Source organism: uncultured Ferrovibrio sp. (assembly GCF_937960835.1).
Taxonomy (GTDB): domain Bacteria; phylum Pseudomonadota; class Alphaproteobacteria; order Ferrovibrionales; family Ferrovibrionaceae; genus Ferrovibrio.
Genome location: NZ_CALGPC010000017.1, coordinates 61,597 through 86,022 on the forward strand (window position 1 = coordinate 61,597; position 24,426 = coordinate 86,022).

Consider the following 24,426-nt stretch of genomic DNA (forward strand, 5'->3'; position numbering starts at 1 on the left):
TTCAATCTCCGACTGCTATTCCTTCACGACGCGGATCGGCGGCGCCAAGCCAGCCTCGTATGGTTCTGGTTATACCATGCAGGCCACTGGTCATTTCCAGTGTCCTGACCTGATGTCCCATCGCTTCCAATGCGGCTACCCATTCCGGCGGCGCGCCCATTTCAATCTCTGTCGGCCCATTCCGGCTCCCGAAATGGGGAAGGTCAAAGGCCGCCTGCAGACCGTAACCTTTGTCCAGGTGCAGCCAGATTGTTCGGGTGACGTAGTTGATGATGGCGCTGCCGCCCGGCGATCCCAGACTGCCATACAGATTGCCATTCGGGTCGAACAGAATGGTGGGAGCCATCGAGCTGCGGGGGCGCTTGTTCGCCTCCACGCGGTTAGCCACGGGCCGGCGATCTCGCTCGGGCCGGAAGGAGAAGTCGGTCAACTGGTTGTTCAAGAGGAAGCCGCCGACCATGAGCCGTGCGCCAAAGGCGCTTTCGATGGTCGTGGTCATGGCCAGGGCATTGCCCTCTGGATCGACGATCGAGATATGGCTCGTACCAGCTTCGGCCGGACCATAGCCAAGCGGCGGTATGGCGCCGCGGCGGCCCGGTGGGCTCCCGGGCTTGGCTATGCCGATGCTGCTGTCTGGCTGAATTTGCTTGGCGCGTTCGGCGAGATAGGCCTTATCGACCAGACCGTTCGTCGGCACGGTAATGAAGTCAGGATCGGCCACATACGCATCGCGGTCGGCAAAGGCCAGCCGCGCTGCCTCGCTGTAGCGATGGATGTCCTGCACCGCGACTGGTCCCGGCTGGGCCGGGCCGAGAGCTTCCAGGATGCCCAAAATCTGCAGCGTAGCGATTCCGCCTGAGCTGGGTGGCGGGAAGCCGCACAGCGTAAACAGGCGAAAGCGGCCGCAAAGCGGTGTGCGGGCCTTGGCCTGATAATTGGCCAGATCCGCCAGAGTTATGTCGCCGGGATTCTGCGGATGCGTGGTGACCGCTGCGACAATCGCCTCAGCCAGTGGACCGCGATAGAAGCCGTCCGCGCCTAGGGCAGCAATGCGCCTGAAACTGTCGGCAAGATCGGGATTGCGGAGCAGGGCTCCAATGGCAATCGGCTCACCGTTGGTGTCGTAATACAGGTCACGCGCTTTCGCATCGCGTCGCAAGGCGGGATCGGATTTCAGCAATTGATGCAGACGCGGCGTGACAGGGAAGCCGTTGTCGGCGGTCTCGATGGCTGCCGTGAACAGATTGGCCCAAGGCAGCCGGCCATGGGCACGATGCGCCATCTCCAACACACGCAGCAGTCCAGGAACACCGACCGAGCGGCCTCCGACCACCGCCTCGGCAAAAGCCATCGGTTCGCCATCGGGGTTGAGAAAACGCATTGGCGTTGCGGCCGCCGGTGCGGTCTCGCGTCCGTCATAGGCGTATAGCAGATTCTGTTTGGCATCCCAGTAAAGGATGAAGGCGCCGCCGCCGATCCCGGAAGATTGCGGTTCGACGAGGTTCAGCATCGCCTGCGTCGCGATGGCAGCATCTATCGCACTGCCGCCACGGCGCAGGATATCCAGTCCGGCCTGCGCAGCTAAGGGATGGGCCGCTGCAACCATTTGCCGAGAGGCCTCGACGGCTTGTTTGGCCAGTCGCCCGGTCGCGGCTTCCGGTGCCAGGGTGGTTTGCGCTGCTGCTGAGGCACCATGCAGCAGGATCAGGAAGCCAAGGATCAGACGGCGCATCATAGATCTGTCAGGAAGGCATCAATGGCAGATTGCGCTTCCGTCTCGTCCAGCATGGGAACATGGCCGACATTCGGCACGGTGACGGCGATCATGCCTGCATGTTCGCGCTTCATGCGGACGAAGGTATCGGCGGTCAGGATATCTGAGAAAGCGCCGCGCAGGGCGAGAAGGGGAACGTGCCGCAGAGCCCGGAACAAAGGCCAGAGATCCGGCAGCGGTTCATGGGCCTGCTCACGCAGTGGTACCGCAATATTCAGGTCGTAATCCAGGCGCAGGCCGCTGCGCTGGGGATCTTCCGTGAATGTCGCTTTTGCCAGCTTCAGCCAGCCTTCGCCATCCAGTCGAGGATAGGCGCCGGCATAATTCTGGCGCCATAGATCTGCCGCGGCATCATAATCGGGCACATGAACCTGGGTGCCGACATATCCGGCGATGCGGCGGCGGCCCGTCTCGCTGATCTCAGGTCCGACGTCATTCAGGATCACGCCGGCAAGGGCAGTGGGGATTGCAACCGCCACGCCCATGGCCACGATGCCGCCCATGGAGGTTCCCAGTACGACCGCCCGATGGACATGGGTGACCGCGAGCAGGTGCATCACGTCGTTGATATAAACCGGCACCTGATAGTTTTGCGGATTGGGATCGTATGCCGAGCGCCCGCGGCCACGGTAGTCCAGCGTTATGACGCGGCGCGTTTCGGCGTGGCGGCAGGCTATGTCGTGAAAGTCTTTGCTGTTACGGGTCAGGCCGGAGAGACAGAGAAGCGGCGTGCGGGAGGAACGCCGGTTGCCGTAATCGCGATAATAGAGCCGCACGTCATCCTGGGCGTGAAAGTAATGCTCGGTGAATTGCGTCATGCGGTTTCCAGGATGGACGGCACGGCGGTAAGGTCCTGCAGGATTCTGTCAGGCGGATGGGGCAGGCGCTCGAGAGGCTGGCCGCTGCGGTTGACCCAGATGGCAAAGAAGCCCGCGCGTTTGCCGCCATGAATGTCCCAGCCGTTGCTGCTATGGAAGGCAATTTCGTTCGGTGCGAGACTGAACCGGCTGGCAACGAGGCTGTATACGCGCGGATCTGGCTTGTAGATTCCGACTTCTTCGACGGAAATGACATGGTCGAAGAGATCGAGAATTTCCGAGGACCGGCAGGCGGCTTCCAGCATTGCTGGCGTGCCGTTGGAAAGAATGGCTGTCTTGAAGCCGGCTTTTCTCAGTTGCCGCAGCACCTCGGGGACTTCAGGGAAGCAGGCCAGATTGTAGTACAAATCCAGCAGGCGCTGCCGGAGTGAGGGGGTGCTTAAGCCGCGGCTTTCGAGGGCGAAGTCCAGCGCATCGCCTGTAAGCTGCCAGAAATCGGCATGCGCGCCCATCAGGCTGCGCAGCCAGGAATAATTGAGCTGTTTCGTGCGCCAGGTCTCTGCCAGCGGCAGCCATTCATCGCCAAGTTCCTGAGACAAAGCCCGAGCCGCGGCATTTACATCGAACAAGGTGCCGTAGGCATCGAAAACGCAGGCTTTGATGCTGGCGGAAGCCTTGTTCATAAGGTTCTCCCGGAGCGGTTCAGCAGGTGGTGGTGTTACAGACCTGTTGCAGTGAGCCGCGCATATCGACATTCAGCCGGTCAAGCAGCGGCGGCTCGGTACTCAAAAGCGCTCGATAAATCTGCACGCCTTCCAGCACGCGCTGCACATAATTGCGCGTCTCGGAGAAGGGGATCAACTCGATCCAGTCGATGACATCGACCGAGCTGTTTCGTGGATCGCCCCATTCCTGGATCCAGCGGCGCACGCGGGCTTCGCCCGCATTATACGCGGCCAGGGCCAGCACGTAATTGTTGTCCCAGTTCCGCAGCAGACCGGACAGATAGTGCGTGCCAAGCTGCACGTTGTAAGTGGCGTCGTTGGTGAGCTTCGCCTGCTGGAAGCCGAGCTTCAGATCTTTCGCAACGCCCTTCGCGGTTGCGGGCATGAGCTGCATCAGGCCCCGCGCGCCGGCGGAGGATACGGCGAATTGGTTGAACTCGCTTTCCTGCCGCGACAAGGCCAGGACCAAAGCGGTCTCCGGTGTCGTCATCCGCAGCATCGGTTCCACCAGCGGATAGCTTTCGCGAACAAGGATGATGTTCTGCCGGGCGGAGCGCTTGCTCGCCATCACGGCCAGATCGACCCGCCGCAGATTGCGCGCCAATTCGGCAACCAACTGATGCTGCTCCGGGGTCTCGGCGGTATGCACGAGGCGAAGGATGAAGGGCCGCAACCGCTCTTCCTGATCCAATTCTACCAGGATGCGCGCAGCCCGCACGACCTCACGCCGATCGAAGGCCTGACGTGCCTCCATGGATGGAGAGGCCGTGTCTGGGAGCCGCAGCCTGCCGCCGGGATCAAGCTTCAGCGCGGCAAGCTGGCCATAGAAGGTGGTGTTGTGCTGGGCCGCTTGCTTATATTGGCTGCGCGCGGCCTCGTGGTCGCCGAGCGCTTCCTGGGTGCGGCCGAGCCAATAGGCCGCACGGGCCACGCTGATCGGATAACTGACATTGTCGACCAGGGCCGTGAAATGCTTCAGGGCCGTCTGCGGCTCCTGCAGCAGACGCAGGGCGATCCATCCGGCCAGCCATTCCGCGTCAGCCAGCGCGGCGCCGCCTTTGAGGCCATGTCCTGCCGCCAGCCGGTAGGCCTCCGAGACCCGTCCTTCACCGATTGCCTTCCGCGCGCGGAAATGCCGCTCCACCCACCATTTCTCGGCGCGCCCAAGATCGTCCGGCGCGTTGTAGAGCAGTGCTTCGATCACATCGTCCATGCCCTGGCGGCGCTGCCAGCGCAGACGGTCATAGGCAAGGCCGCCATCATCCCGCAGATGGGCTGGAACGGCCGCCACCAGTTTGTCGGCGCCAGGGGTGTTCGAGGCGAGCGCGATCCGCGCCTCAGCCAGTTTCCGGGTCTCCGTGTCGAGGCGGGGCAGCATCCGTCGCGCCGCTTCGAGATTGCCGTCCCACAGCAGACGGTCGACCCGGGCGGCGTTGTCCGCTGCCGCGAAGCGCTGGCCGAACTCCGACCAGAGTGCCTTTTCGTCCTTGAGCGCGAGATTGCCCTCGATCCAGGCCCGGCGCAGCACTGCAAAGGCCTCTGCCTCCCGGCCTTGCCGGGCCAGTGCTTCGCCTTGCCGCAACAGTCCCAGGCCGGTGAGCGGCGGATGGGCCTCGAACCAGGACAGGATCCGGCTATCCCCGACCGAGCCATCGAGGCTTTCCTCGGCGCGGCGCAGCATGGACTCGCGGGCCGGCCAGTCGGGCTTGGTTTCAATGAAGGCAGCGATCTCTTCGAAGGACGCGCCGCTGTTGGAGGTCTGCAGCCACAGCCAGCGGACCAGTTCCGCCACCAGGGGCTCTTTGGCCTGGGCCGCTACCCGGCGGGCCGCATCGAAGCGGCCGGCGGCGGCCTCCTGCATTGCCTTCTTGCCGATCTCGCGATCCGAGCGGCTGAGCAGGGTGTGATGCGCAGGCAGCTGGGTTTGCTCCGGCCGAGCGGGCGGGGTGCCGCGCAGCGGTTTGCTGGCTGGCAATGGCGCGATCTTCGCAGGCGCAATTGCCGTGACCTCGGACAGGGCTGCCATTTCGCCGATCTTCGGCTTGGCTTCCGGCACAGGAACGCCGGCCACGGCGGCGGTGGCGCTGAAGGCGGCAGCGAAACACGCCGTCCGGGCGGTCCGGCTGGCCATGCGGGTCAAGTCGGCAAGGCGGCGTCTGTGCACGTCGAATCTTTCGTGAAACCAAATAGATGATAGCAGGCGCCCGCCTTGGGCAAAAGCGCGGCTTGCACTTGAAGGGCAAGACGGGCGCGGGTATGTTCGCGACTTATCCGTCTCAATTTTTGGCGCAAGACAAAGGATACGCCGATGTTCAAGGGCTCATTCGTCGCACTGATCACCCCGTTTAAAAACGGTAAGGTGGACGAAAAAGCATTCGGCGATTTTGTCGAGTGGCAGATCGCCCAGGGCACGCATGGTCTGGTTCCGGTCGGCACCACCGGCGAGTCTCCGACCCTGAGCCATGAGGAACACAAGCGCGTGGTGGAGATCTGCATTGAAGCCGCGCATGGCCGTGTTCCGGTCATGGCCGGCACCGGCTCGAACTCGACCGACGAGGCGATCGAGCTGACCAGACACGCGCAGGAAGCCGGTGCTGATGCGGCGCTGATTGTCACGCCGTACTACAACAAGCCGACCCAGGCCGGCCTTTATGCGCATTACAAGGCGATCCACGACGCGACCCGGATTCCGATCTTCATCTACAACATCCCGCCGCGCTGCGTGATCGACATGTCGGTGGAGACGATGGCGGCGCTGTCCAAGCTGCCGCGCATCCGCGGCGTGAAGGATGCTACCGGTGACCTGCTGCGGCCGCTGAAGCAGCGCGCGGCGTCGGGCGAGAAGTTCTGCATGCTGGACGGCGACGATGCCACCGCGATTGCTTTCAACGCCCATGGCGGCCGTGGCTGCATCTCGGTCACCGGCAACATTGCGCCCAAGCTGGTCGCTCAGATGCAGGAAGCCAGCCTTGCCGGCGATCATGCCAAGGCCCTGGCGATCCAGGAAAAGCTGATGCCGCTGCATAATGTTCTGTTCATCGAGGCCAATCCGGGCCCGGTGAAGTATGCCGCTTCGCTGCTCGGCATCTGCTCGGCCGAGGTCCGTCTGCCGCTGGTGCAGCCGACCAAGGAAACCCAGGCCAAGGTGAAGGCCGTGGTAAAGGCGCTGGGGCTGCAGGGTCCCAAGGCGTCGAAGGCCAAAGCCAAGGCCAAAAAGAAGAAGTAGACATTCATGGCACAGCAACCGCGCACGGTGGCCGAAAACCGCCGGGCGCGCTTTGACTATCATCTGGACGAGATATTCGACGCCGGAGTGGTTCTCCTCGGCTCGGAGGTCAAAAGCCTGCGCGATGGCCGTGCCAGCATCCAGGACGCCTACGCCACCGAACAGGGTGGCGAGATCTGGCTGATCAACTCCCACATTCCTGAATACCACGGGGCGAACCGCTTCAACCACGAGCCGCGGCGGCAGCGCAAGCTGCTGCTCAAGCGCAAGGAGATCGGTAAACTCATCGGGAGCCTCAAGCGCGGCGGCGTGACTCTGGTGCCGCTGACCATATATTTCAACGAGCGCGGCAAGGCGAAGGTGAAGATCGCCCTGGCTCGCGGCAAGAAGCTGCATGATAAGCGCGAGACCGAAAAGGCGCGCGACTGGCAGCGCGAGAAACATCGCCTGATGCGCGAGAAGGGCTGATCCGCGCATCCAGGATCTGGAGGTGCCGATGAGTGACGATTACAAGCCCGGTCTGCTCGGCCAGATCAAGGACAAGCTGGTCGCCTCCAAACAGCAATGGGCCAGGGAGGGCCGCCTGCTGACCGGCGAAGTATCGTCGCCGCAGAAGAGCCGCTTGCCGCCGGGCCAGCGCCTAGTGCGCGACTGGCCGGTGCTCGATCTCGGCGTACAGCCGAATATCCAGCTGGACCGCTGGCAGCTGACCGCCGGCGGCCTCGTCGAGAACCCGGTCAAGCTGACCTGGAACGATTTCCTCGATCTGCCGCAGAGCGACAGCGTCTCAGACATTCACTGCGTCACCGCCTGGTCCCGCTATGACAACCGCTGGACCGGTGTGAAGGCCGTCGACTTCCTCAAGCTGGTCCGGCCTAAGCCGGAGGCCAGGCATATCGTTTTCCAGTCCTACGATGGCTACACCACCAACGTGACCATGGAGATGTTTGCCGCTTCCGATGTTCTGCTGGCGCATTCCTGGGACGGGCAGCCGCTCACGCGCGAGCATGGCGGTCCGGTCAGGATCGTGATGCCGCAATTCTATTTCTGGAAGTCGGCAAAATGGGTGAAGCACATCGCCTTCCTGGATCGTGACGCCCCTGGCTATTGGGAAGTCAGGGGCTATCACAATACCGGTGATCCCTGGAAGGAAGAACGCTACGGCTGAAGCCTCAGTTCGGCGCCCATTCCATGTCGGGATCCAGCGGATAGATCGGCCGCGGCACCTGGCGCCAGGGCACGTTCTGCAGTACCGGCGTGGTCAGGCCCGGTACATCCACCTCGATGATGCAGTCGTCGGGGAAGAACTCATCGAAGCCAGCGCGGAAATGACCGCGTGACTTCACCACCAGGCTGCGCAGTTTCGGAATCTCGATGCCGAAGGTTTCGAAGAACATCGGATCGAGCGCCTGATGCCGGATGGTGGTTACCACCACCTGGATGCCGCCGACGGCGACGATGGCCGCAGGTCCCATATCCATGCTGCGCCCTGCCGCCATGCCGCGGCGGCCGACAAACTTGCCATCGCTCAATGCGATGACTTTGCCCTGCGCTGAGAAGGGCTCGGAGAAGGTCGTCGTTTCGCTGCGGTTGAACCTGGCCTGGAAAGTGGCGCCGATGCCGAGGCGATGGGCTTCGGCCGCCAGCTCAGGATCGAAAACCGGACCGATGGCGCAGCCGGTAACGCCAGCCTTGTGGAAGGCACTCAGGATGTAGGTGGTGTTGCCGCGTCCGCCGCCGCCAGGATTGTCAGCTACGTCGGCAAAGAGCAGCGCGGGGCGGCTGGGATCCTGGCCGCAGGCCAGCGCCATCTGCGTGGCCTCTGCAAGCGGAGTGAGATTGGTGGTGAAGCGCTTGCGCTGCGACCAGGCAAAGGTTGCAACGTCGCGCGCAACCGCCTTGGCTCTTTCACCATTGGTGGCGGTGACGATCACTGACATTCCGTTTTTCGGGGTATCGCCCAGCGAGAAGCCGGACGAGACCGAAACATCGATCACTTCGTTATCAAGCTTGCTCTGGCCGTAGGCGATGACGTCGGCATAGGGGCCTGACTTCGTGTTCTGGCTGGTGGAAGGCGGGATGAACGGCAGCTTCACGAACGCAGCATGAGGGCGCATGCCGCCGAGCATTGCCCGAAGATGGCGCGCGCAATCGGCGCCGCGGTCCGGCATGTCGGTATGCGGGTTGCAGCGATAGGCGACGAGGATATCGGCCAGCTTCACCATATCAGCGCTGACATTGGCGTGCAGGTCCAAAGTGGCCACGACCGGAACGTTCGGCCCGACAATCTCGCGAACCGCGCGAAAAATCGTGGCATCGGGATCGATATCTCCCGTTGCCGTCGCCGCGCCGTGCTGTGACAGGAAAATGCCGTCGAGCGGTCCGGCTGCCTTCAGATGAGTCCGCAGACGCTCGACCACCCAGTCGAAAAACGTCTGATCCACCGGTCCCGACGCGCCGACGGCGGCCATGATCAGAGGCACGCATTCCCAGTCGCCTGTGGCATTCATTTCAGCGGCGAAACCCGTCAGCGTCGTTGGACTGCGCGGGTTGGATTGCGCAAGATCTGCGAGCAGGTCTTTGCCTTCGAGCAGGACATTCGCGGCGAATTCCTCTCTGGTCGATACCGGAGCGTGGCCGTTGCTCTCCAGCATGAAGCCACCCACCGCAATACGCGGCGTATGACGAGATGTAATGGGCTTAGACCGTATCATATGATTGACATCCTGCTGCACGAAGGCGACCAATAGCGTCGGGGACGATATCAAAAGAGAGGGATGTCTGGAATGTTTCTTGTATCACGTCGCTTGTTCATGGGCGGAACGTTGGCCGCTTTCGCCGCCGGTACGTTTGCACCGCACGGGTTTGCACAAACGACATCTCATCTGCGCATCGGCACCAAACTGGAGCTGAATACCCTTGATCCGCATTTCTTCAACGGATTCCCGCAAGGGTCGTCGCATAAGCTTATTTTCGACGCGTTAACTGCGCTGGATAGCGAACTGAACCTGGTGCCCGCCTTGGCGACCTCCTGGCGTCTTGTGGATGAGAAGACGTGGGAGTTCGAACTGCGGCAGGGCGTTAAGTTCCATGACGGTACGCCGTTCACCGCCGATGACGTGATCGCCACGCTGGAGCGCGTGCCGAACGTTCCGAACAGCCCGAATCCCTTTACGCAATTCACACGGACGATCTCGCGTGCAGAAAAGCTCGGCGATCACCGGATTCGCTTCCACACGGAAACTCCGACGCCGACCCTGGCGCACGATCTTGCTCGCGTATTCATCATTCAAAAGAAATTCGCAACGGCCTCGACGGCCGATTTCAACGCCGGTACGGCGGCGGTCGGTACTGGGCCGTACAAGTATGCCGAATGGGTCAATGGCCAGCACCTGACGGTGGTCCGCAACGACAATTACTGGGGGCCGAAGGAACCCTGGGCGCAGGTGACCGAGCGGGTGATCAAGGGCGATGCCGGCCGAATCGCTGCATTGCTGGCCGGTGACGTTGATGCCATCGACGAGGTGCCGACAATCGACCTGCCGCGCATCCGCCAGGACCAGCGTTTCACCATCACCAGCGGCCCTGCGGCGACAGTTCAGTATATTGCACTCGACGCTGTCCGCGACGAAAGCCCCTTCGTTTCGGCCAAGGATGGTCAGCCGCCGCTGAAGGGCAATCCTCTGCGTGACAAGCGCATTCGCAAGGCTTTGTCGCTGGCGATCAATCGTCAATTGATCGTCGATCGCCTGCTGGATGGAGCAGCAACGCCTGCATCTCAGTTCCTGCCGCCTCGCTTTGATGGCACCAGCACCAAGCTCAAGGTCGATCCTTTCGATCTTGATCGTGCGAAGGCTCTGCTTGCCGAGGCCGGCTACCCCAATGGTTTCAAGATCACCCTGCATGCCACGGGCGACCGTTATCCGAAGGATCGCGATATCGCTCAGGCTGTTGGCCAGACCTGGACCCGTCTTGGCTTGCAGGTGCATGTCGAGGCTCTGCCGGGAACGGTGTTCTTCAGCCAGGCTTCGAAGCAGGAATACTCGGCCTTCATGGCGCAGTATGGCACCGAAGAGGCTTCCATCGGTCCCCGCGCGCTGGTGCATACGCCGGGCGGCATCTACGGTACTGCCAACCGCACCAAATTCTCGGATCCGGCCATCGATGCGATCATCGAGAAGGCGCAAGCCGAGATGGATCCGGTGAAGCGGAAGCCGCTGGTGCAGCAGGCCATCGAAGCGTCAATCGAAACGCAGGCCATTATCCCGGTCTTCCATCCCAACTGGGAAATGGCCAGCAAGCGGGAGATCGTCATCACCCCGCGGCCGGAGCGCCGTTTCAACGCTCTGATGATGAAGCCGCGCGCTTCCTAAGCAGGTTGGGGTGTTGCCGCCGCATTCGCGGCGGCAACGATCCGGTCGAAGACCGAATGGAACATGGCCTCGGTGAGACGGCCCGTGTTCGTGTTGTAGCGTGAGCAGTGGTAGCTGGAGAACAAGGTCACGCCATTCGGCAGCCTGTTCTCCGCGCCATGACCGAACGGAGCGCTGCTCCGTTTGACCTTGAGCGCATCCAGTACCGCCACATGAGCGATCTGGCCCAGGGCGAGAATGGCGCGTAAGGTAGACAGCGCCGCCAGTTCGTGCTCCAGATAATTCTTCAGGCAGGTCTTGGTTTCTGCCGGCGTCGGCTTGTTTTCCGGCGGAACGCATTTCACCGCATTGGTGATGCGGCATCGCACCAGTTGCAGGCCGTCATTGGGATCGGCACGGAATACGCCTTTGGCGAAGCCGTATTTGATCAAGGTGCTGTAGAGCAGATCACCTGCATAATCCCCCGTAAACGGCCGCCCAGTGCGATTGGCGCCTTTAAGGCCAGGCGCCAGACCGACTATCAGCAGGGCCGGCTGCGTATCACCCCAGGACGGCACCGGTGCGTTGAAGAAGTTGGGATAGGCAGCGCGATTGGCCTCGCGGAAGGAGGCCAGACGAGGGCATAGGCTGCAATCGCGGCTGGGGGGCGCAGGCAGGCTGGTCATTGCCGGTCTGGTCAGCGCAGGTGCTTTCTGGGATCGGCCGTGTCGATTTCGTCGAAATCGTCCACGGCGGATGCTGCGCTGGAGGCGGCCTGGCCGGTGCGCAGCGTGGCCTGCAGGCCGGCCGTGCGCGAGGCTTCTCGTGCTGCCTGATCTCGCATGATCTTCGGCATCAGGTCTTGCAGCTCGATGAAGTTGTCCGCCTGGCGTCGCAGTTCATCGGCCACCATCGGCGGCTGCGTCTTGGTAGTGCTGACCACGCTGACCCTCACGCCTTTGCGCTGCACGGCGTCGACAAGGCGGCGGAAATCGCCATCGCCGGAGAACAGCACCACATGGTCCACATGCGGAGCCATCTCCATCACGTCGATTGCCAGCTCGATATCCATGTTGCCCTTGATCTTCCGCCGCCCGGCCGCGTCGGTGTATTCCTTGGCCGGCTTGGTCACCATGGTGAACCCGTTATAGTCCAGCCAGTCGATCAAGGGGCGGAGAGGTGAGTATTCCTGATCCTCCACCAGCGCTGTGTAGTAGAAGGCGCGCACCAGGTGCGCTTCTTTGCGGAAGGTGTCGAGCAGACGGCGATAGTCGATTTCAAATCCCAAAGTGCGTGCAGCGGAATAAAGATTGGCACCATCGATAAAGAGCGCAATGCGCTCCTGTGTGTAAAACTTCATCACGAATCCTGTCGTATTGCTTTGGTACAATGACGCTTACGTCGTATGAGAAGATGTCTTAGAGGGCACAGCGTTTAAGGCAAGCAGAAAATGTCTGCAACAGAAGGCGGCATCTATATTGCATTGGGAGCGAATCTCCCTAGCGATCATGGCTCGCCGCAAAAAACGTTGGAAGCTGCTGCTGCGATGCTCGTTGAAAAGGGCATCGTCATCCGGCGGCGCTCGTCATGGTGGCGTTCTTCTCCGCAACCTGCTTCCGATCAGCCCGACTTCATCAATGGCATATTCGAGATTGAAACGAGTTTGCCGCCCGATGAACTCCTACAGTTGTTGCATCAGGTCGAAGCCGCTTTCGGCCGGGTGCGGCGGCAGCGCTGGGAGGCACGGGTTTTGGATCTGGATTTGATCGACTACTGCGGGCGGGTCAGCGGAGCCCCGGTGGGGGCCATTCTGCCTCATCCCCGGCTGCAGGACCGGCTCTTTGTCCTGCTGCCCCTTCAGGAAATCGCCCCAAACTGGCGCCATCCAGCCACTGGGGCCGGCCTGGAAACCTTGATTTCGGGGGCAGTGCCATTAAATATCAATAAGTTGATGTAATTTCTTCCCGGCCAACATCAGATTGCAGCGGTCACGGAGGGCTTGCAACCGGGGTGAAGCGCCCTTTATAAGACCCGCTTTAGCCGTTTCCTTGAGGGTAAGCCATGGCCCGCGTCACAGTTGAAGATTGCGTTCTCAAGATCCCCAACCGTTTCGAGCTGGTTCTGCTCGCTGCGCAGCGCGCGCGGGCGATTTCGTCCGGCGCGGCCCTGACGGTGGATCGCGATAACGACAAGAATCCGGTCGTCGCCCTGCGCGAAATCGCTGAGGAAACCGTCGATATCGAGGGTCTGCGGCAGCGGATGATCGGCGGCATGCAGAAGCATGTCGAGGTCGACGAGCCTGAAGAGGACAACATGGCCGCCCTGATGCAGTCGGGTGAATGGGCCGGTGTCCAGCAGGATACCGAGGACCTGGCCGACAGCATGTCGATTGAAGAAGCCGACGGCGACGAAGGCGGCGACGAGCCCGAAGTGGCTGACGAGGAGTAAAACCTCGTTTTTCCGGTGTCGGCGGGCTTGTTCCCGCCGACGTTTCGATCAAAAATTAACGTTTAGGATTAACCGTTTGCCGGAAGCGGGAGAACGGGCGGAGACATGCGCCCTCGAGTGATGCGTCAGGTTGAGCTGGTTGAGAAGGTTCTCGCCTATGATCCCAATGCGGACGAGGACCTGCTGAACCGCGCCTACGTGTTCTCGATGAAGGCCCACGGCTCACAGAAGCGCGCCTCCGGCGATCCTTACTTTTCCCACCCGGTCGAGGTCGCCGGCATTTTGGCCGGCATGAAGTTGGACGCCACCGCCATCGCGACCGGACTGTTGCATGACACGCTCGAAGACACGGTGGCGACTCCGGAGGAAATCGAGCGGAACTTTGGCCAACATGTCCTGCGGCTGGTCGACGGCGTCACCAAGCTCTCCCGCATCGAACTGCAGTCCGACCGCACCCGGCAGGCGGAGAATTTCCGCAAGCTGCTGCTGGCGATGTCGAACGACATCCGGGTGCTGCTGGTCAAGCTGGCGGACCGGCTGCACAACATGCGGACCTTGCATTTCATCAAGGACCCGGAGAAGCGCCGCCGCATCGCCAAGGAAACCATGGAGATCTTCGTTCCGCTGGCCGATCGCATCGGCATGCAGGAACTGAAGGAGGAACTGGAAGACTTGGCCTTCGCCGAGTTGAATGCCGACGCGCGCGCTTCGATCATTGCGCGACTGGACCAGTTGCGGTCCGAAGGCGGCAGCATGGTCGACCGCATTGTCGACCGACTGAAGCGGACGCTGGCAGAGCAGGGGATAGACGCCTGGGTTTCCGGACGCGAGAAGCGACCATACTCCATCTGGGAGAAGATGCAGCGCAAGAACATCGCGTTCGAGCAGCTCTCCGACATCATGGCCTTCCGTGTTGTCGTGCGCGATGTCGCGACCTGCTATCACGCGCTTGGCGTCGTGCATCAGACCTGGCCGTCGGTGCCAGGGCGTTTCAAGGATTATGTCTCGACGCCGAAGCAGAACGGCTATCGCAGCCTGCATACGACGGTGATCGGTCCCGAAAACAAGCGGATCGAGATTCAGATCCGCACACAGGAGATGCATGACGTCGCCGAGCTCGGCGTTGCCGCGCATTGGCAATACAAGCACAACGGCAAGGAAGCGCCTGAAGCCGAGGCGCGGCAATATCGCTGGCTGCGTGAGCTGCTGGAAATCTTAGAACAGACCTCCGATCCGGAAGAATTCCTGGAGCATACCAAGCTCAATATGTTCCAGGATCAGGTCTTCTGCTTCTCGCCGAAGGGAGACCTGATCGCGCTGCCGCGCGATGCGACGGTGGTCGACTTTGCTTACGCGGTGCATTCGGATGTCGGCGACACGGCGGTCGGCGCCAAGGTCAATGGCCGCGTCGTGCCTCTGCGGACCGTGCTGCGCAATGGCGACCAGGTGGAAATCCTGCGTTCCAAAGTTCCGGCGCCAAATCCAACCTGGCTCAATTTCGTCAAATCCGGCCGCGCCAAGTCCTGCATCAACCGTTTCATCCGCCAGCAGCAGCGCGGACAGTATCTTGAGCTCGGCAAGGCGATCCTGCAAAAAGCCTTCCGCGAGCATGACGCGTCGGTTTCGGAGAAGGCACTCGGGCCAGTCGTCAAGGTGCTCAAGCTGCGCAATGCCGACGACGTTTATGTCGGCGTCGGCGAGGGCAATATCACCGCGCGGCAGGTGATCCACATCGTCTTCCCCGGCCAGAAAGAGGAAGACACAGCCGACAAACTGCCGATCCAGCCGCGCCCCCGCCAGTCGGAAGCAAAATCCGGCGGCATTCCCATCCGTGGCCTCATTCCCGGCATGGCGATGCATTTCGCGGGCTGCTGCCATCCGCTGCCCGGCGACCGCATCGTCGGCATCGTCACCACCGGCAAGGGTGTGACCATCCATACCATCGACTGCGATGCGCTGGAGCAGTTCGCCGAACAGCCCGAACGCTGGCTTGATCTCGCCTGGGATGCGCCCTCCGACGGCGAGAAGGCGCAAGGTCATGTGGGCCGCATCAGCCTTGTCATCAACAATGAAACCGGCGCGCTGAGCACGGTTACCACCGTGATTGCCAAGCACAAAGGCAATATCACCAACCTGAAGATCACAAACCGCAGCCCGGAATTCTTCGAGATGTTCGTCGATATCGAAGTGCGGGATGTAAAACACCTGTCCAATATCATCGCCGCCCTGCGCGCAACCTCCGTAATCAGTTCGGTGGAGCGTGCGCGCGGTTGAATAATGATCCCTGACAACGAGGCCGAGCCGACTATGACCCGTGAGGAAGTTCTGCAGCATTACCGTGAGTCCGGCGCATTGCTCGAGGGGCATTTCCTGCTGACCTCCGGCTTGCACAGCCCGGTCTATATGCAGTCGGCCCGCGTCCTGATGCACCCAGAGCGCGCGGAGGCGCTGTGCAAGGCGCTGGCCGCCAAGATCTGCGCCGCGATGGGACCGAAACCGGTTGATCTGGTCTGCTCTCCCGCCATGGGTGGCGTGGTGGTGGGATATGAGCTGGCGCGGCAACTTGGCGTGCCGTCCATCTTCACCGAGCGCGTGGAAGGTGTTTTTGCGCTGCGCCGCGGTTTTGAAATTCCGCAGGGCGCGCGGGTACTGATGGCCGAAGACGTCGTCACCACCGGCAAGTCCAGTCGCGAATGCATCGAATGCATCGAGGCCAATGGCGGCAAGGTGGTAGCCGCATCCTGCATCGTCGACCGTTCCGATGGTGAGGTGCAACTCGGCGTGCCGCTCTTCACTCTCTGTGGCTTCAAGGTTCCGTCCTACCGCGAGGATGAACTGCCGCCGGAACTGCGGAAGTTGCCTGCCGTGAAACCCGGTTCCCGCGGGCTGAAATAGGGGGCGCCATGAAACCGCTGCCGCTTCGACTGGGCGTCAATATCGACCACGTCGCCACGATCAGGAATGCGCGTGGCGGCAGGCATCCCGATCCGATCCGCGCCGCGAAGATGGCCGCTGCCGCCGGTGCCGATGGCATCACGGCGCATCTGCGCGAGGATCGCCGGCATATCTCGGATGCGGATATCGACCGCCTGATGGCGGAAATCGATCTGCCGCTGAACCTGGAAATGGCTGCCACCGACGAGATGCTTGGCATCGCCTTGCGGCACAAGCCTCATGCTGCCTGCATCGTGCCTGAGCGCCGCGAGGAGCGCACCACGGAAGGCGGCCTTGATGCCGCCGGCCAATATGATCATCTGGCACCGATGATCCGCCAGCTTTCTGCTGCTGGCATTCGGGTATCGCTTTTCATCGAGCCCTCGAAGCAGCAGCTCGATGCCGCCAAGGCGCTGGGCGCGCCGGTGGTCGAGCTGCATACCGGCCGCTATTGCGAAGTGGATGGCGCGGCCCGGCAGGGGGAACTGGAGCGTATCCGCGAGGCCGCCGCCTATGCGGCTGAGATCGGCCTGGAATGCCATGCCGGCCACGGCCTCAGCTTTGAGACGGTCGGGCCAATTGCAGCCATTCCCACCATCGTCGAACTCAACATCGGCCATTTCCTGATCGGCGAGGCGATCTTCGGCGGGCTGGATGGCGCGATCCGGCGCATGCGGGCGCTGATGGATGATGCGCGCGGCGCGAAGGCATTGAGCGCCTGAACATGATCATCGGCATCGGCTCTGATCTGATCGACATCCGGCGCATAGAAAAGACCATCGCGCGCTTTGGCGACCGGTTCCTGGACCGCGTCTTCACGCCGGTCGAGAAATCCCGCTCCGAGCGCCGCAGCCTGACCCGGATCGAGTCCTATGCCAAACGCTTCGCCGCCAAGGAGGCCTGTTCCAAGGCGCTGGGCACCGGGTTCCGCAAGGGGGTTTTCTGGCGCGATATGGGGGTGGTCAACCTGACCAGTGGCAAGCCCTCCATGGCCCTGACCGGCGGGGCGCTGGCCCGGCTGCAGACCCTGCTGCCACCCGGCTACGAGGCGCAGATCGATGTCTCCCTGACCGATGAGCCGCCGCTGGCCCAGGCCATCGTCATCATCTCCGCACGGCCTAAATCGCTGTCGGAGGGACCGGCGGGGACGGGTGCTTGACTTTGCCCGGCGGTTGCCCGCTTGATGCTGCCCGTCCGGGCCGGTCCCGGACCTAAAGGATTGATTTATATGGACCAGGAGCAGACTGTGGCGAAGGCGAAGACGCGTGGCGGGGATCTGTGGGAGAGCCTGCGTACGCTGGTTTATGCCATTCTGATCGCGCTCGGCATCCGCACCTTTGCCTACGAGCCGTTCCATATCCCGTCAGAGTCCATGCTGCCGACGCTGCTGGTCGGCGACTACGTCTTCGTTTCGAAATACGCCTATGGCTACAGCCGCTATTCGCTGCTGTTCAGCCCGCCGCTTTTCGAAGGCCGCATCCTCGGCTCCGAGCCCAAGCGCGGCGATGTGGTGGTGTTCCGCTTCCCGCTCGATACCTCGGTGGATTACATCAAGCGCGTGGTGGGCCTGCCCGGTGATAAGCTGCAGATGCGCGATGGCGTTTTGTATCTCAACGGCGAGCCGGTGAAGCGCCGCCGCGTCGAGGATTTTGAGCGCCGCGACCGTTTCGGCAATGTGATCGAGCGCAACGAGCAATGGGAAGAGACGCTTCCCAACGGCGTAACCTACCGCACCCTCAACCTCTACAGCTTCAGCCGGGAAGACAATACCGGCGTCTTCACCGTTCCGCCCGGCCATTATTTCGTAATGGGCGACAACCGCGACAATTCGCTGGATAGCCGCGTATCGGCAAGCGCAAATCCCGCCGGTGTCGGATATGTACCAGCCGAGCTGCTGATTGGCCGTGCTGAAGTGCGCTGGATTTCCATCGAGCCCAGCGCCTCGCTGTTGAAGCCTTGGACATGGTTCGGCGCGTTGCGTTGGAACCGCATGTTCACCGGCATCGACTGAGGCGCTGCGTGACTGCTGATCTTCGTATAACGGCTCTTGAGAACCTGCAGCGGACGCTTGGCCATCGCTTCAACGATCCCAAGCTGCTGGAAGAGGCATTGGTCCATCCGTCCGCCAATCCGCGGCGCAGCCGATCGAAATCCGCCCGGCAGAAAAACGCCGACGCGATCCCGCCGATGCGCGACTACAACCGCCTGGAATTCATCGGCGATCGGGTGCTGGGGCTGATCGTCGCCACCTTGCTGGCCGAGCGTTTCCCGCAGGCCGAAGCGGGTGAACTGGCGCTGCGTTACAACGCGCTGGTGAAGCAGGACAGTCTTGCCCGCTTTGCCCAGTCCCTTGGTCTTGGCGATTTCATTCAGCTTTCGCGGTCCGAGCGCGATTCCGGCGGCGCGGGCAAGCCGGCCATCCTGGCGGATGCCTGCGAGGCTGTGGTAGCGGCGCTGTATCTCGATGGCGGGCTGAAAGTGGCCGAGCGCTTTGTGCGCCGCTACATGGAGCCGATGCTGGGCGATTTCTCTGCGGGCGCGGCGAAAGACGCCAAGACCGCGCTGCAGGAATGGGCGGCCGCGCGCGGCATGGCCGCGCCGCGCTACGAGGTGGTCAGCCAGGAAGGCCCGCCGCACGAGCCGCATTTCACCGTATCCGTGCGCCTAGGCAATGGCGAGCCTGAAACCGGCAAAGGCGGCTCGAAGCGTGCTGCCGAGCAGGAAGCCGCCGGGCGTTTGTTGAGCAAGCTTGATATCTCAAAAACATGAATAGCGAGACACCCAGTTCTCCGACGTCGCCCCATTGCGGTTACGTCGCCATTGTCGGCGCGCCGAATGCCGGGAAATCGACGCTGCTGAACCAGCTTGTCGGCGCCAAGGTCTCGATCGTGTCCTCGAAGGTACAGACCACGCGGGCACGCATTACTGCTATCGCCATGGAAGGCGAAACGCAGATCGTCTTCGTCGACACGCCGGGCATCTTCAAGCCGAAGCGCCGTCTGGATCGCGCCATGGTGGCGGCAGCCTGGAGCGGGATCGACGAAGCCGACGCTGTCTTGCTTCTGATCGATGCCGCGAAGGGATTTGATGACGAAAGCCGCGCCATCGTCGATGCGTTGAACGAGCGCAAGCGGAAGAACGTTCTTCTGGCGTTGAACAAGATCGACACTATCGCGCGTGAGAAGCTGCTCGGATTGGCGAAGACACTGAATGATGCCTATCCCTTCGAGCAGACCTTCATGATTTCGGCGTCAAAAGGTAGCGGCGTGGATGACGTGCGGCGTGCGCTTGCGAAGCTGATGCCGGCGGGACCGTGGCTTTACCCGGAAGATCAGCTGGCCGATGTGCCGATGCGTTTCCTGGCGGCGGAGATTACCCGCGAGCAGGTCTATCGTGCCCTGCATGACGAGCTGCCTTACGCCACCACCGTCGAGACGGAAAACTGGAAGGATCAGAAGGACGGCTCGGCCCGCATCGAACAGGTGATCTTCGTCGAACGTGAAGGACAGAAGAAAATCGTCCTCGGCGAGAAGGGCTCGATGATCAAGCGTATCGGCGCCGCGGCCCGCCTGGAGATGGAGAAGCAGTTCGAGCGCCGCGTCCATCTCTTCCTGTTCGTCAAGGTCCGCGAGGATTGGGGCGACGATCCGGAGCGCTACGAGGCCATGGGGCTCGATTTCCCCAAAGCTTGATTTTCCAGAAGGCGCTCAGACCCCGATCATCAGCATGAAGATCGGCACGGTGATGAAGGCAAGGATCGTGCTCACCGTGATGATCGCTGCCGCCAGAGGCGCGTCGCCGCCCATCTGCCGCGCCAGGATATAGCTGGCGCTCGCCGTCGGCATGGTGCCCCACAGGACAAGCACCTTGGTTTCCAAAGAGCCAAGTCCCCAGACGCGGCTCAAGGCGTAGAGCACCACCGGGTAGATCAGCAGCTTCAAGGCACAGGCAAGCCCGACCGCGCGTCCGCCGGCTCGCGCCGCTTCCCATTGCAGGCCGGCGCCGACCGTCAGCAGACCCATCGGCGCAGCCATGCTGCCCAGCATTTTGAACACAGGCGCGATGCCGGGCGGCAGCGATAAATCCAGGACGTTGAGCGCAATGCCAATTAGACACGCAATAATCAGCGGGTTTTTAATCAGGAAGAGGACCTGATCCTTCAGGCTGCTGCCCTGACCATGGGCGCCGTAGCGGGCCAAAGTCAGCACGCACATGACATTGATCACCGGGATCGCGAGCGAGATGGCAACAGCAAAAAGCGTGATGCCTGCGCCGCCCTCCAGTGCGGCCACTGCACCAAGACCGACGAAGGTGTTGAAGCGTACCGCGCCCTGAAAGACGGAGGTAAAGCCTGGTCCATCCACCTTGGCCAGAGGCCGCAGCAGATAGACCAGTCCAGCCTGCAGCAGCAGCGCGATGAACAGCGCGCCGAGCATGCCGGTAGGGTCCAGATCGCCAAGCTTTGCGTTCGAAAGATTGTCGATCAGAAGGGCGGGGAAGAAGAGGAAGTAGGTGGTCTTGTCGGCCAGCGGCCAGAAGGCATCGCCGGGGAAATTGCCTCGCTTCATCACCGTACCGATGGCGATCAGCAGGAAGATCGGAACGATGGCGAAAACGACCGAAAGCATGGGAGGAAACCGGTGGGAATCGAAAAACGATCCCGCACTTTAACCGATGCGTCCCGATACCGTAATTGTTTAGCCGGCCAGCAGGATCAGCAGTTCGAGCGCCCGGTCGGCGAGGCAGAAGCCAAGATAGAGGCCGAAGGCGCGCAGGGCGGTTTCACGCCAGGGGAGGCAATCGCATTTCGCGGCCACAGGAAGCACTGTGGCGGAAACCACCGGAAGGTCTGTCGCGGACAGATTCAACGGCGCGGGAAGGGTGGTCGGAGCAGCAGTGGCCACGCGATGATGCGGCCGTTCCGGTACCCAGTATTCGGCTACGCGGGTATGCGCGGGGCCGTAGATGCGGCGCCAGCGGAATGCTTCGGCCTCGGCAGTCTCGGGATTGGCATGGGAAGCCCGCGGAATCCAGCTATCCGCCAGCCTAGTCAGGACGACGTAGCGGGGGACAACGATTTCAGCATGGGCACCCATATACCAGAAATGTCATCAGACACCGTTAACGTTTCTTAAATGGCAGTTAATTTTTCTGAGCAACCCACCCGCCCATTCCCGGGTTAACCATAACGACAGGTTCAATTCTACGGGAACAGGGCGGATGTCCGCGTCTGAAGCTGACGGCAATGCAGACAAAACAGGGCACTGGCCACGAAGGTGGTGGCACTGGATCCTGATCGCTCTGGCTCTTTTGATCCTTGTCTTGGCTATCCTGGTCTGGGCGTTCTCGTGGGACTGGCTGCATGGCCCCGCAGAGCGGATTTTGAGCGAGCAGACGGGCCGCAAGGTGCAGATCGGTGCAATCTCCGGCGAGAAGACTCTGCGGCCGCGGATCGTCGTCAAGGAAATCCATATCGCCAATGCCGAATGGGGGCGCGAGCCGGAATTGCTGGCCGCCGAAAAGGTGGAGGTCGTTGTCTCGCTGCCGGAATTGCTGCGCGGGCGCACTGTGCTGCCGGAAATCCACCTGATCAAGCCCAAGCTGTCGCTCGAGCGCCGGAAGGACGGCGCTTCCAACTGGACCTTCGGCGCCGAAGAAGCGGCCGATGCCGCCGCACCGGATGAGCGCGATGAAATGCCCCTGATTGGTCTGCTGGTAATTGACGAAGGTGTGCTGATCTATCGCGATGAAAAAGCCGAGCTGGATATCAACTCGAAAATTTCCACCGCAGTTGGCGATGGCTCGGAAGGCCGCGAGGAACTGCGTCTGACTGGACGGGGCAATCTCCGCGGCGAACCGTTTACATTGAATGTAAGAGGCGGGTCGCTGCTGGCGCTGCGCGAGGGCGAGGAGCCGTATCCATTGACCATTGAAATGATCGCCGGCGAAACGCGGGCGCGCATTTCAGGCACTCTGGATGATCCCATCAAGTTCGAGGGCACCGATCTGGACGTGCTGCTGGCGGGGCCGGATATGGGATTGCTCACGCGCCTGACCAGCGTGCCGGTTCCCGCTACGCCGCGATACGAGTTGAAAGGACGGCTGCAGCGGGACGGTCCGATTTGGATCATCGAAAGCCTCAACGGCAAAGTGGGCCAAAGCGATCTCAGCGGGCGTGTCAGCCTAGACATTGGCGGCGAACGCTTGCGCATCGAGGCGGACTTGAAGTCGAAGCGATTGGACTACCGCGATATCGGCCCGCTGATCGGCATCAAGGACGAGCCGAAGCCGTCTCCAGCGGCACGGCAGCAACGCTCGTCCGATGCGCAGGAAGCACCGCAAGGCCGCACGCAGCAGGCCTCAGCCCCGCCGCCGCGCGTGTTACCGGATGCGCCACTGGCGACGCAGCAGATCCGCGAAACCGATGCCAAGGTCAGGTTCCATGGCGACAAGGTGGAAGCGCCGGGCGTGCCGCTGACTGCAGTGGATCTCACGCTCGATATGCAGGATGGCGTTCTGCACATCCACCCGCTGCGTCTTGGCATCTCGGGCGGTTTCCTGAATGCCGATATCCGCATCGATGCCAAGCGCGATCCGGTTCGCACGGATTACGACATACGCCTGCGCCGCTTCGATCTCCAGCGCGTGCTGGCCGAACTTGGCTTGCCGGATGCCGGCCGCGGCCAGATCGAAGGCCGCATCGGCATGAGCGGGACAGGCGACACGATCCGCAAGTCGCTGGGCAGCGCCAATGGCGATATCCGCCTGTCGATGAACGAAGGCGCGCTGTCCAACCTGGCCCTCGAACTCGTCGGTATCGATATCCAGGAAGCGGCTGGTTTCTGGGCGGCCGGTGACAAGACCGTTCCCATACGCTGCTTCGTCGTTGATCTCCAGATCCGCGATGGCATCATAGCTCCGCAGATATTCGTGCTCGACACCACGGATACGACCGTGACGGCGGACGGGCGGGTCAGCCTGAAGGACGAACAGCTGGGATTGACCTTGTCCGCCCATCCGAAAGACCCGAGCCTGTTCAGTGCCCGGACGCCGATCACGGTGAAAGGGCCGTTCAGCCGGCCTGCAGTTGGGGTGGAGGCCGCACCGCTTGGCGCCCGCGTGGCTGGCGCGATTGCACTCGGCGTGCTGCTGACGCCATTGGCATCCATCCTGGCCTTCATCGAGCCGGGCCTGGAGCAGGACAGCGATTGCACCGCGCTCCTGCATGAGCAGGAGCAGAAGCAGCGGCGATGATCGGCCGGCGTTTTCTGCAAGCGGTCTGGCAGGCCGGGATGGCCATGGTGAATACCCTGGCGATGGAGCTGGCCGGCCATATCGCCTTTACCGGCCTGCTGGCGATCTTCCCGTTCCTGATTTTCCTCGCCGCCCTGGCCGGGTTCATTGGCACCTATGGCGACGGGATGGCGTCGGTCGATGCCGCTTTCGACATGCTGCCGCCCGATGTGGCGGAGACCTTGCGGCCGGTCATCGACGAGGTGCTGCGATCTCGCGATGGCGGGCTGCTGACGCTGGGCCTTGTGGGCGCGCTGTGGGTGGCGTCGAACGGCTTCGACGCGCTGCGGATCGCGCTGAACAATGCCTACCGGGTGGACGAGCCGCGGCCCTGGTGGCAGCGCAAGGCGCGCAGCATCGGCGCAGTGGTGATCGGCGGCATCGCCTTCCTGGTGCTGTCCCTCCTGGTGGTGTTTGGGCCGGTGATCTGGCGCGGCATCCTGTGGATCAGCCCGCTCAGTCCCGAGGATGTCTGGGCCTACAGCATGCTGCGCTACAGCATCGCCGTGGTGGTGGTGATTCTGGCGCTGATGGCGCTGCACCGCTGGCTGCCGGGCCGCTGCCTGCGATGGCGGGCGCTGCTGCCGGGGGTGCTGGCGACCACACTCCTCTGGATCGCAGTCGCCAGCCTGTTCTCGCTCTATCTGGCCAATCTTGGGGATTACCGTGCCACCTATGGCAGTCTCGGCGGCGTGATCATCACCCTGCTGTTCTTCTATGTCTCGGCCGTGCTGTTCATCTTCGGCGCCGAGCTGAATGCCGCCCTGCTGCGGCTACAAGGGATCAGGAAGCCGCCTTTGGTGCCGGAATAGGGCGGCTGTGGCCAAGCTGGCACTGGTCGGCTGCGTCATGTCTG

The 24,426-nt window shown here is 62.1% G+C and carries 24 protein-coding genes; 15 read left to right on the top strand and 9 right to left on the bottom strand.

Annotated features, from left to right (window positions below; genetic code table 11):
* Nucleotide 1 precedes the first annotated feature (1 nt).
* From ggt to Q0603_RS16935, 4 genes are read right to left on the bottom strand one after another with little or no spacing between them, the layout of a single operon-like run.
* A complete protein-coding gene (gene ggt, locus Q0603_RS16920) occupies nucleotides 2–1,735 on the bottom strand; it encodes a gamma-glutamyltransferase (protein WP_298727868.1) in 1,734 nt (577 codons plus the stop codon).
* The gene (locus tag Q0603_RS16925) at nucleotides 1,732–2,592 is read right to left on the bottom strand and encodes an alpha/beta hydrolase (protein WP_298727870.1); all 861 of its coding nucleotides are present in this window, start codon (nucleotides 2,590–2,592) and stop codon (nucleotides 1,732–1,734) included. The genes ggt and Q0603_RS16925 overlap by 4 nt, the downstream gene beginning before the upstream one ends.
* Nucleotides 2,589–3,275, bottom strand: coding sequence for a haloacid dehalogenase type II (locus tag Q0603_RS16930; protein WP_298727873.1), 687 nt, complete (start codon nucleotides 3,273–3,275; stop codon nucleotides 2,589–2,591). The genes Q0603_RS16925 and Q0603_RS16930 overlap by 4 nt, the downstream gene beginning before the upstream one ends.
* A gap of 19 nt (nucleotides 3,276–3,294) precedes the next feature.
* Entirely contained in the window at nucleotides 3,295–5,481 is a 2,187-nt protein-coding gene (locus Q0603_RS16935; RefSeq protein WP_298727876.1) for a lytic transglycosylase domain-containing protein, read from the bottom strand.
* A gap of 144 nt (nucleotides 5,482–5,625) precedes the next feature.
* On the opposite strand from Q0603_RS16935, the gene dapA reads away from it, so the two are divergent.
* Genes dapA through Q0603_RS16950 form a run of 3 tightly spaced genes read left to right on the top strand, consistent with a single transcriptional unit; the run spans nucleotide 5,626 to nucleotide 7,711 of the window.
* Nucleotides 5,626–6,543 (top strand): 4-hydroxy-tetrahydrodipicolinate synthase, encoded by a 918-nt coding sequence (gene dapA, locus Q0603_RS16940; RefSeq protein WP_298727878.1) that lies wholly within the window; start codon nucleotides 5,626–5,628, stop codon nucleotides 6,541–6,543.
* 6 nt (nucleotides 6,544–6,549) lie between these two features.
* The gene (gene smpB / locus Q0603_RS16945) at nucleotides 6,550–7,011 is read left to right on the top strand and encodes an SsrA-binding protein SmpB (protein WP_298727881.1); all 462 of its coding nucleotides are present in this window, start codon (nucleotides 6,550–6,552) and stop codon (nucleotides 7,009–7,011) included.
* A gap of 28 nt (nucleotides 7,012–7,039) precedes the next feature.
* A complete protein-coding gene (locus Q0603_RS16950; protein ID WP_298727883.1) occupies nucleotides 7,040–7,711 on the top strand; it encodes a sulfite oxidase-like oxidoreductase in 672 nt (223 codons plus the stop codon).
* 4 nt (nucleotides 7,712–7,715) lie between these two features.
* Here the strand turns inward: Q0603_RS16950 and Q0603_RS16955 are convergent, their stop codons facing one another.
* Nucleotides 7,716–9,257 (bottom strand): M81 family metallopeptidase, encoded by a 1,542-nt coding sequence (locus tag Q0603_RS16955; RefSeq protein WP_298727888.1) that lies wholly within the window; start codon nucleotides 9,255–9,257, stop codon nucleotides 7,716–7,718.
* 72 nt (nucleotides 9,258–9,329) lie between these two features.
* On the opposite strand from Q0603_RS16955, the gene Q0603_RS16960 reads away from it, so the two are divergent.
* Nucleotides 9,330–10,916 (top strand): ABC transporter substrate-binding protein, encoded by a 1,587-nt coding sequence (locus tag Q0603_RS16960; RefSeq protein WP_298727891.1) that lies wholly within the window; start codon nucleotides 9,330–9,332, stop codon nucleotides 10,914–10,916.
* Here Q0603_RS16960 and Q0603_RS16965 read toward each other — a convergent pair.
* Complete coding sequence (locus Q0603_RS16965) at nucleotides 10,913–11,581, bottom strand: uracil-DNA glycosylase (RefSeq protein WP_298727893.1); 669 nt, start codon at nucleotides 11,579–11,581, stop codon at nucleotides 10,913–10,915. The two genes, Q0603_RS16960 and Q0603_RS16965, sit on opposite strands and share 4 nt — an antisense overlap.
* Nucleotides 11,582–11,592: 11 nt before the next feature.
* Nucleotides 11,593–12,255 (bottom strand): NYN domain-containing protein, encoded by a 663-nt coding sequence (locus Q0603_RS16970; RefSeq protein ID WP_298727896.1) that lies wholly within the window; start codon nucleotides 12,253–12,255, stop codon nucleotides 11,593–11,595.
* A gap of 90 nt (nucleotides 12,256–12,345) precedes the next feature.
* Between Q0603_RS16970 and folK the strand changes: the two genes are divergently transcribed.
* The 9 genes from folK to era all read left to right on the top strand — a co-directional run bounded on the left by folK (nucleotide 12,346) and on the right by era (nucleotide 19,969).
* Nucleotides 12,346–12,852 (top strand): 2-amino-4-hydroxy-6-hydroxymethyldihydropteridine diphosphokinase, encoded by a 507-nt coding sequence (gene folK / locus Q0603_RS16975; protein ID WP_298727899.1) that lies wholly within the window; start codon nucleotides 12,346–12,348, stop codon nucleotides 12,850–12,852.
* 104 nt (nucleotides 12,853–12,956) lie between these two features.
* Nucleotides 12,957–13,343 (top strand): DNA-directed RNA polymerase subunit omega, encoded by a 387-nt coding sequence (rpoZ, locus tag Q0603_RS16980; protein ID WP_298727902.1) that lies wholly within the window; start codon nucleotides 12,957–12,959, stop codon nucleotides 13,341–13,343.
* Between the two features lie 117 nt (nucleotides 13,344–13,460).
* Complete coding sequence (locus Q0603_RS16985; protein WP_298727905.1) at nucleotides 13,461–15,617, top strand: bifunctional (p)ppGpp synthetase/guanosine-3',5'-bis(diphosphate) 3'-pyrophosphohydrolase; 2,157 nt, start codon at nucleotides 13,461–13,463, stop codon at nucleotides 15,615–15,617.
* A 33-nt stretch (nucleotides 15,618–15,650) separates the two neighbouring features.
* A complete protein-coding gene (gene pyrE, locus Q0603_RS16990) occupies nucleotides 15,651–16,238 on the top strand; it encodes an orotate phosphoribosyltransferase (RefSeq protein ID WP_298727908.1) in 588 nt (195 codons plus the stop codon).
* 8 nt (nucleotides 16,239–16,246) lie between these two features.
* A complete protein-coding gene (locus Q0603_RS16995) occupies nucleotides 16,247–16,999 on the top strand; it encodes a pyridoxine 5'-phosphate synthase (RefSeq protein ID WP_298727911.1) in 753 nt (250 codons plus the stop codon).
* 2 nt (nucleotides 17,000–17,001) lie between these two features.
* Nucleotides 17,002–17,436, top strand: a complete 435-nt coding sequence (acpS, locus tag Q0603_RS17000) for a holo-ACP synthase (protein WP_298727914.1) — start codon at nucleotides 17,002–17,004, stop codon at nucleotides 17,434–17,436.
* A 69-nt stretch (nucleotides 17,437–17,505) separates the two neighbouring features.
* Nucleotides 17,506–18,288, top strand: a complete 783-nt coding sequence (gene lepB / locus Q0603_RS17005; protein ID WP_298727917.1) for a signal peptidase I — start codon at nucleotides 17,506–17,508, stop codon at nucleotides 18,286–18,288.
* An 8-nt stretch (nucleotides 18,289–18,296) separates the two neighbouring features.
* Complete coding sequence (gene rnc, locus Q0603_RS17010; protein WP_298727919.1) at nucleotides 18,297–19,046, top strand: ribonuclease III; 750 nt, start codon at nucleotides 18,297–18,299, stop codon at nucleotides 19,044–19,046.
* Entirely contained in the window at nucleotides 19,043–19,969 is a 927-nt protein-coding gene (era, locus tag Q0603_RS17015) for a GTPase Era (protein WP_298727921.1), read from the top strand. Before rnc ends, era begins: the two co-directional genes overlap by 4 nt.
* 15 nt (nucleotides 19,970–19,984) lie before the next feature.
* Here era and Q0603_RS17020 read toward each other — a convergent pair whose 3' ends face one another.
* Nucleotides 19,985–20,905 carry an AEC family transporter gene (locus Q0603_RS17020; protein WP_298727922.1) on the bottom strand — a complete coding sequence of 307 codons (921 nt, stop codon included), beginning with the start codon at nucleotides 20,903–20,905 and terminating at the stop codon, nucleotides 19,985–19,987.
* Between the two features lie 69 nt (nucleotides 20,906–20,974).
* Nucleotides 20,975–21,373 (bottom strand): hypothetical protein, encoded by a 399-nt coding sequence (locus Q0603_RS17025; RefSeq protein WP_298727924.1) that lies wholly within the window; start codon nucleotides 21,371–21,373, stop codon nucleotides 20,975–20,977.
* Nucleotides 21,374–21,497: 124 nt separating this feature from the next.
* Here Q0603_RS17025 and Q0603_RS17030 point away from each other — a divergent pair, with 124 nt between their 5' ends.
* Both Q0603_RS17030 and Q0603_RS17035 read left to right on the top strand, forming a co-directional pair.
* Nucleotides 21,498–23,531, top strand: a complete 2,034-nt coding sequence (locus Q0603_RS17030; protein WP_298727925.1) for an AsmA family protein — start codon at nucleotides 21,498–21,500, stop codon at nucleotides 23,529–23,531.
* A complete protein-coding gene (locus Q0603_RS17035) occupies nucleotides 23,528–24,382 on the top strand; it encodes a YihY/virulence factor BrkB family protein (protein ID WP_298727927.1) in 855 nt (284 codons plus the stop codon). The genes Q0603_RS17030 and Q0603_RS17035 overlap by 4 nt, the downstream gene beginning before the upstream one ends.
* Nucleotides 24,383–24,426: the final 44 nt, after the last annotated feature.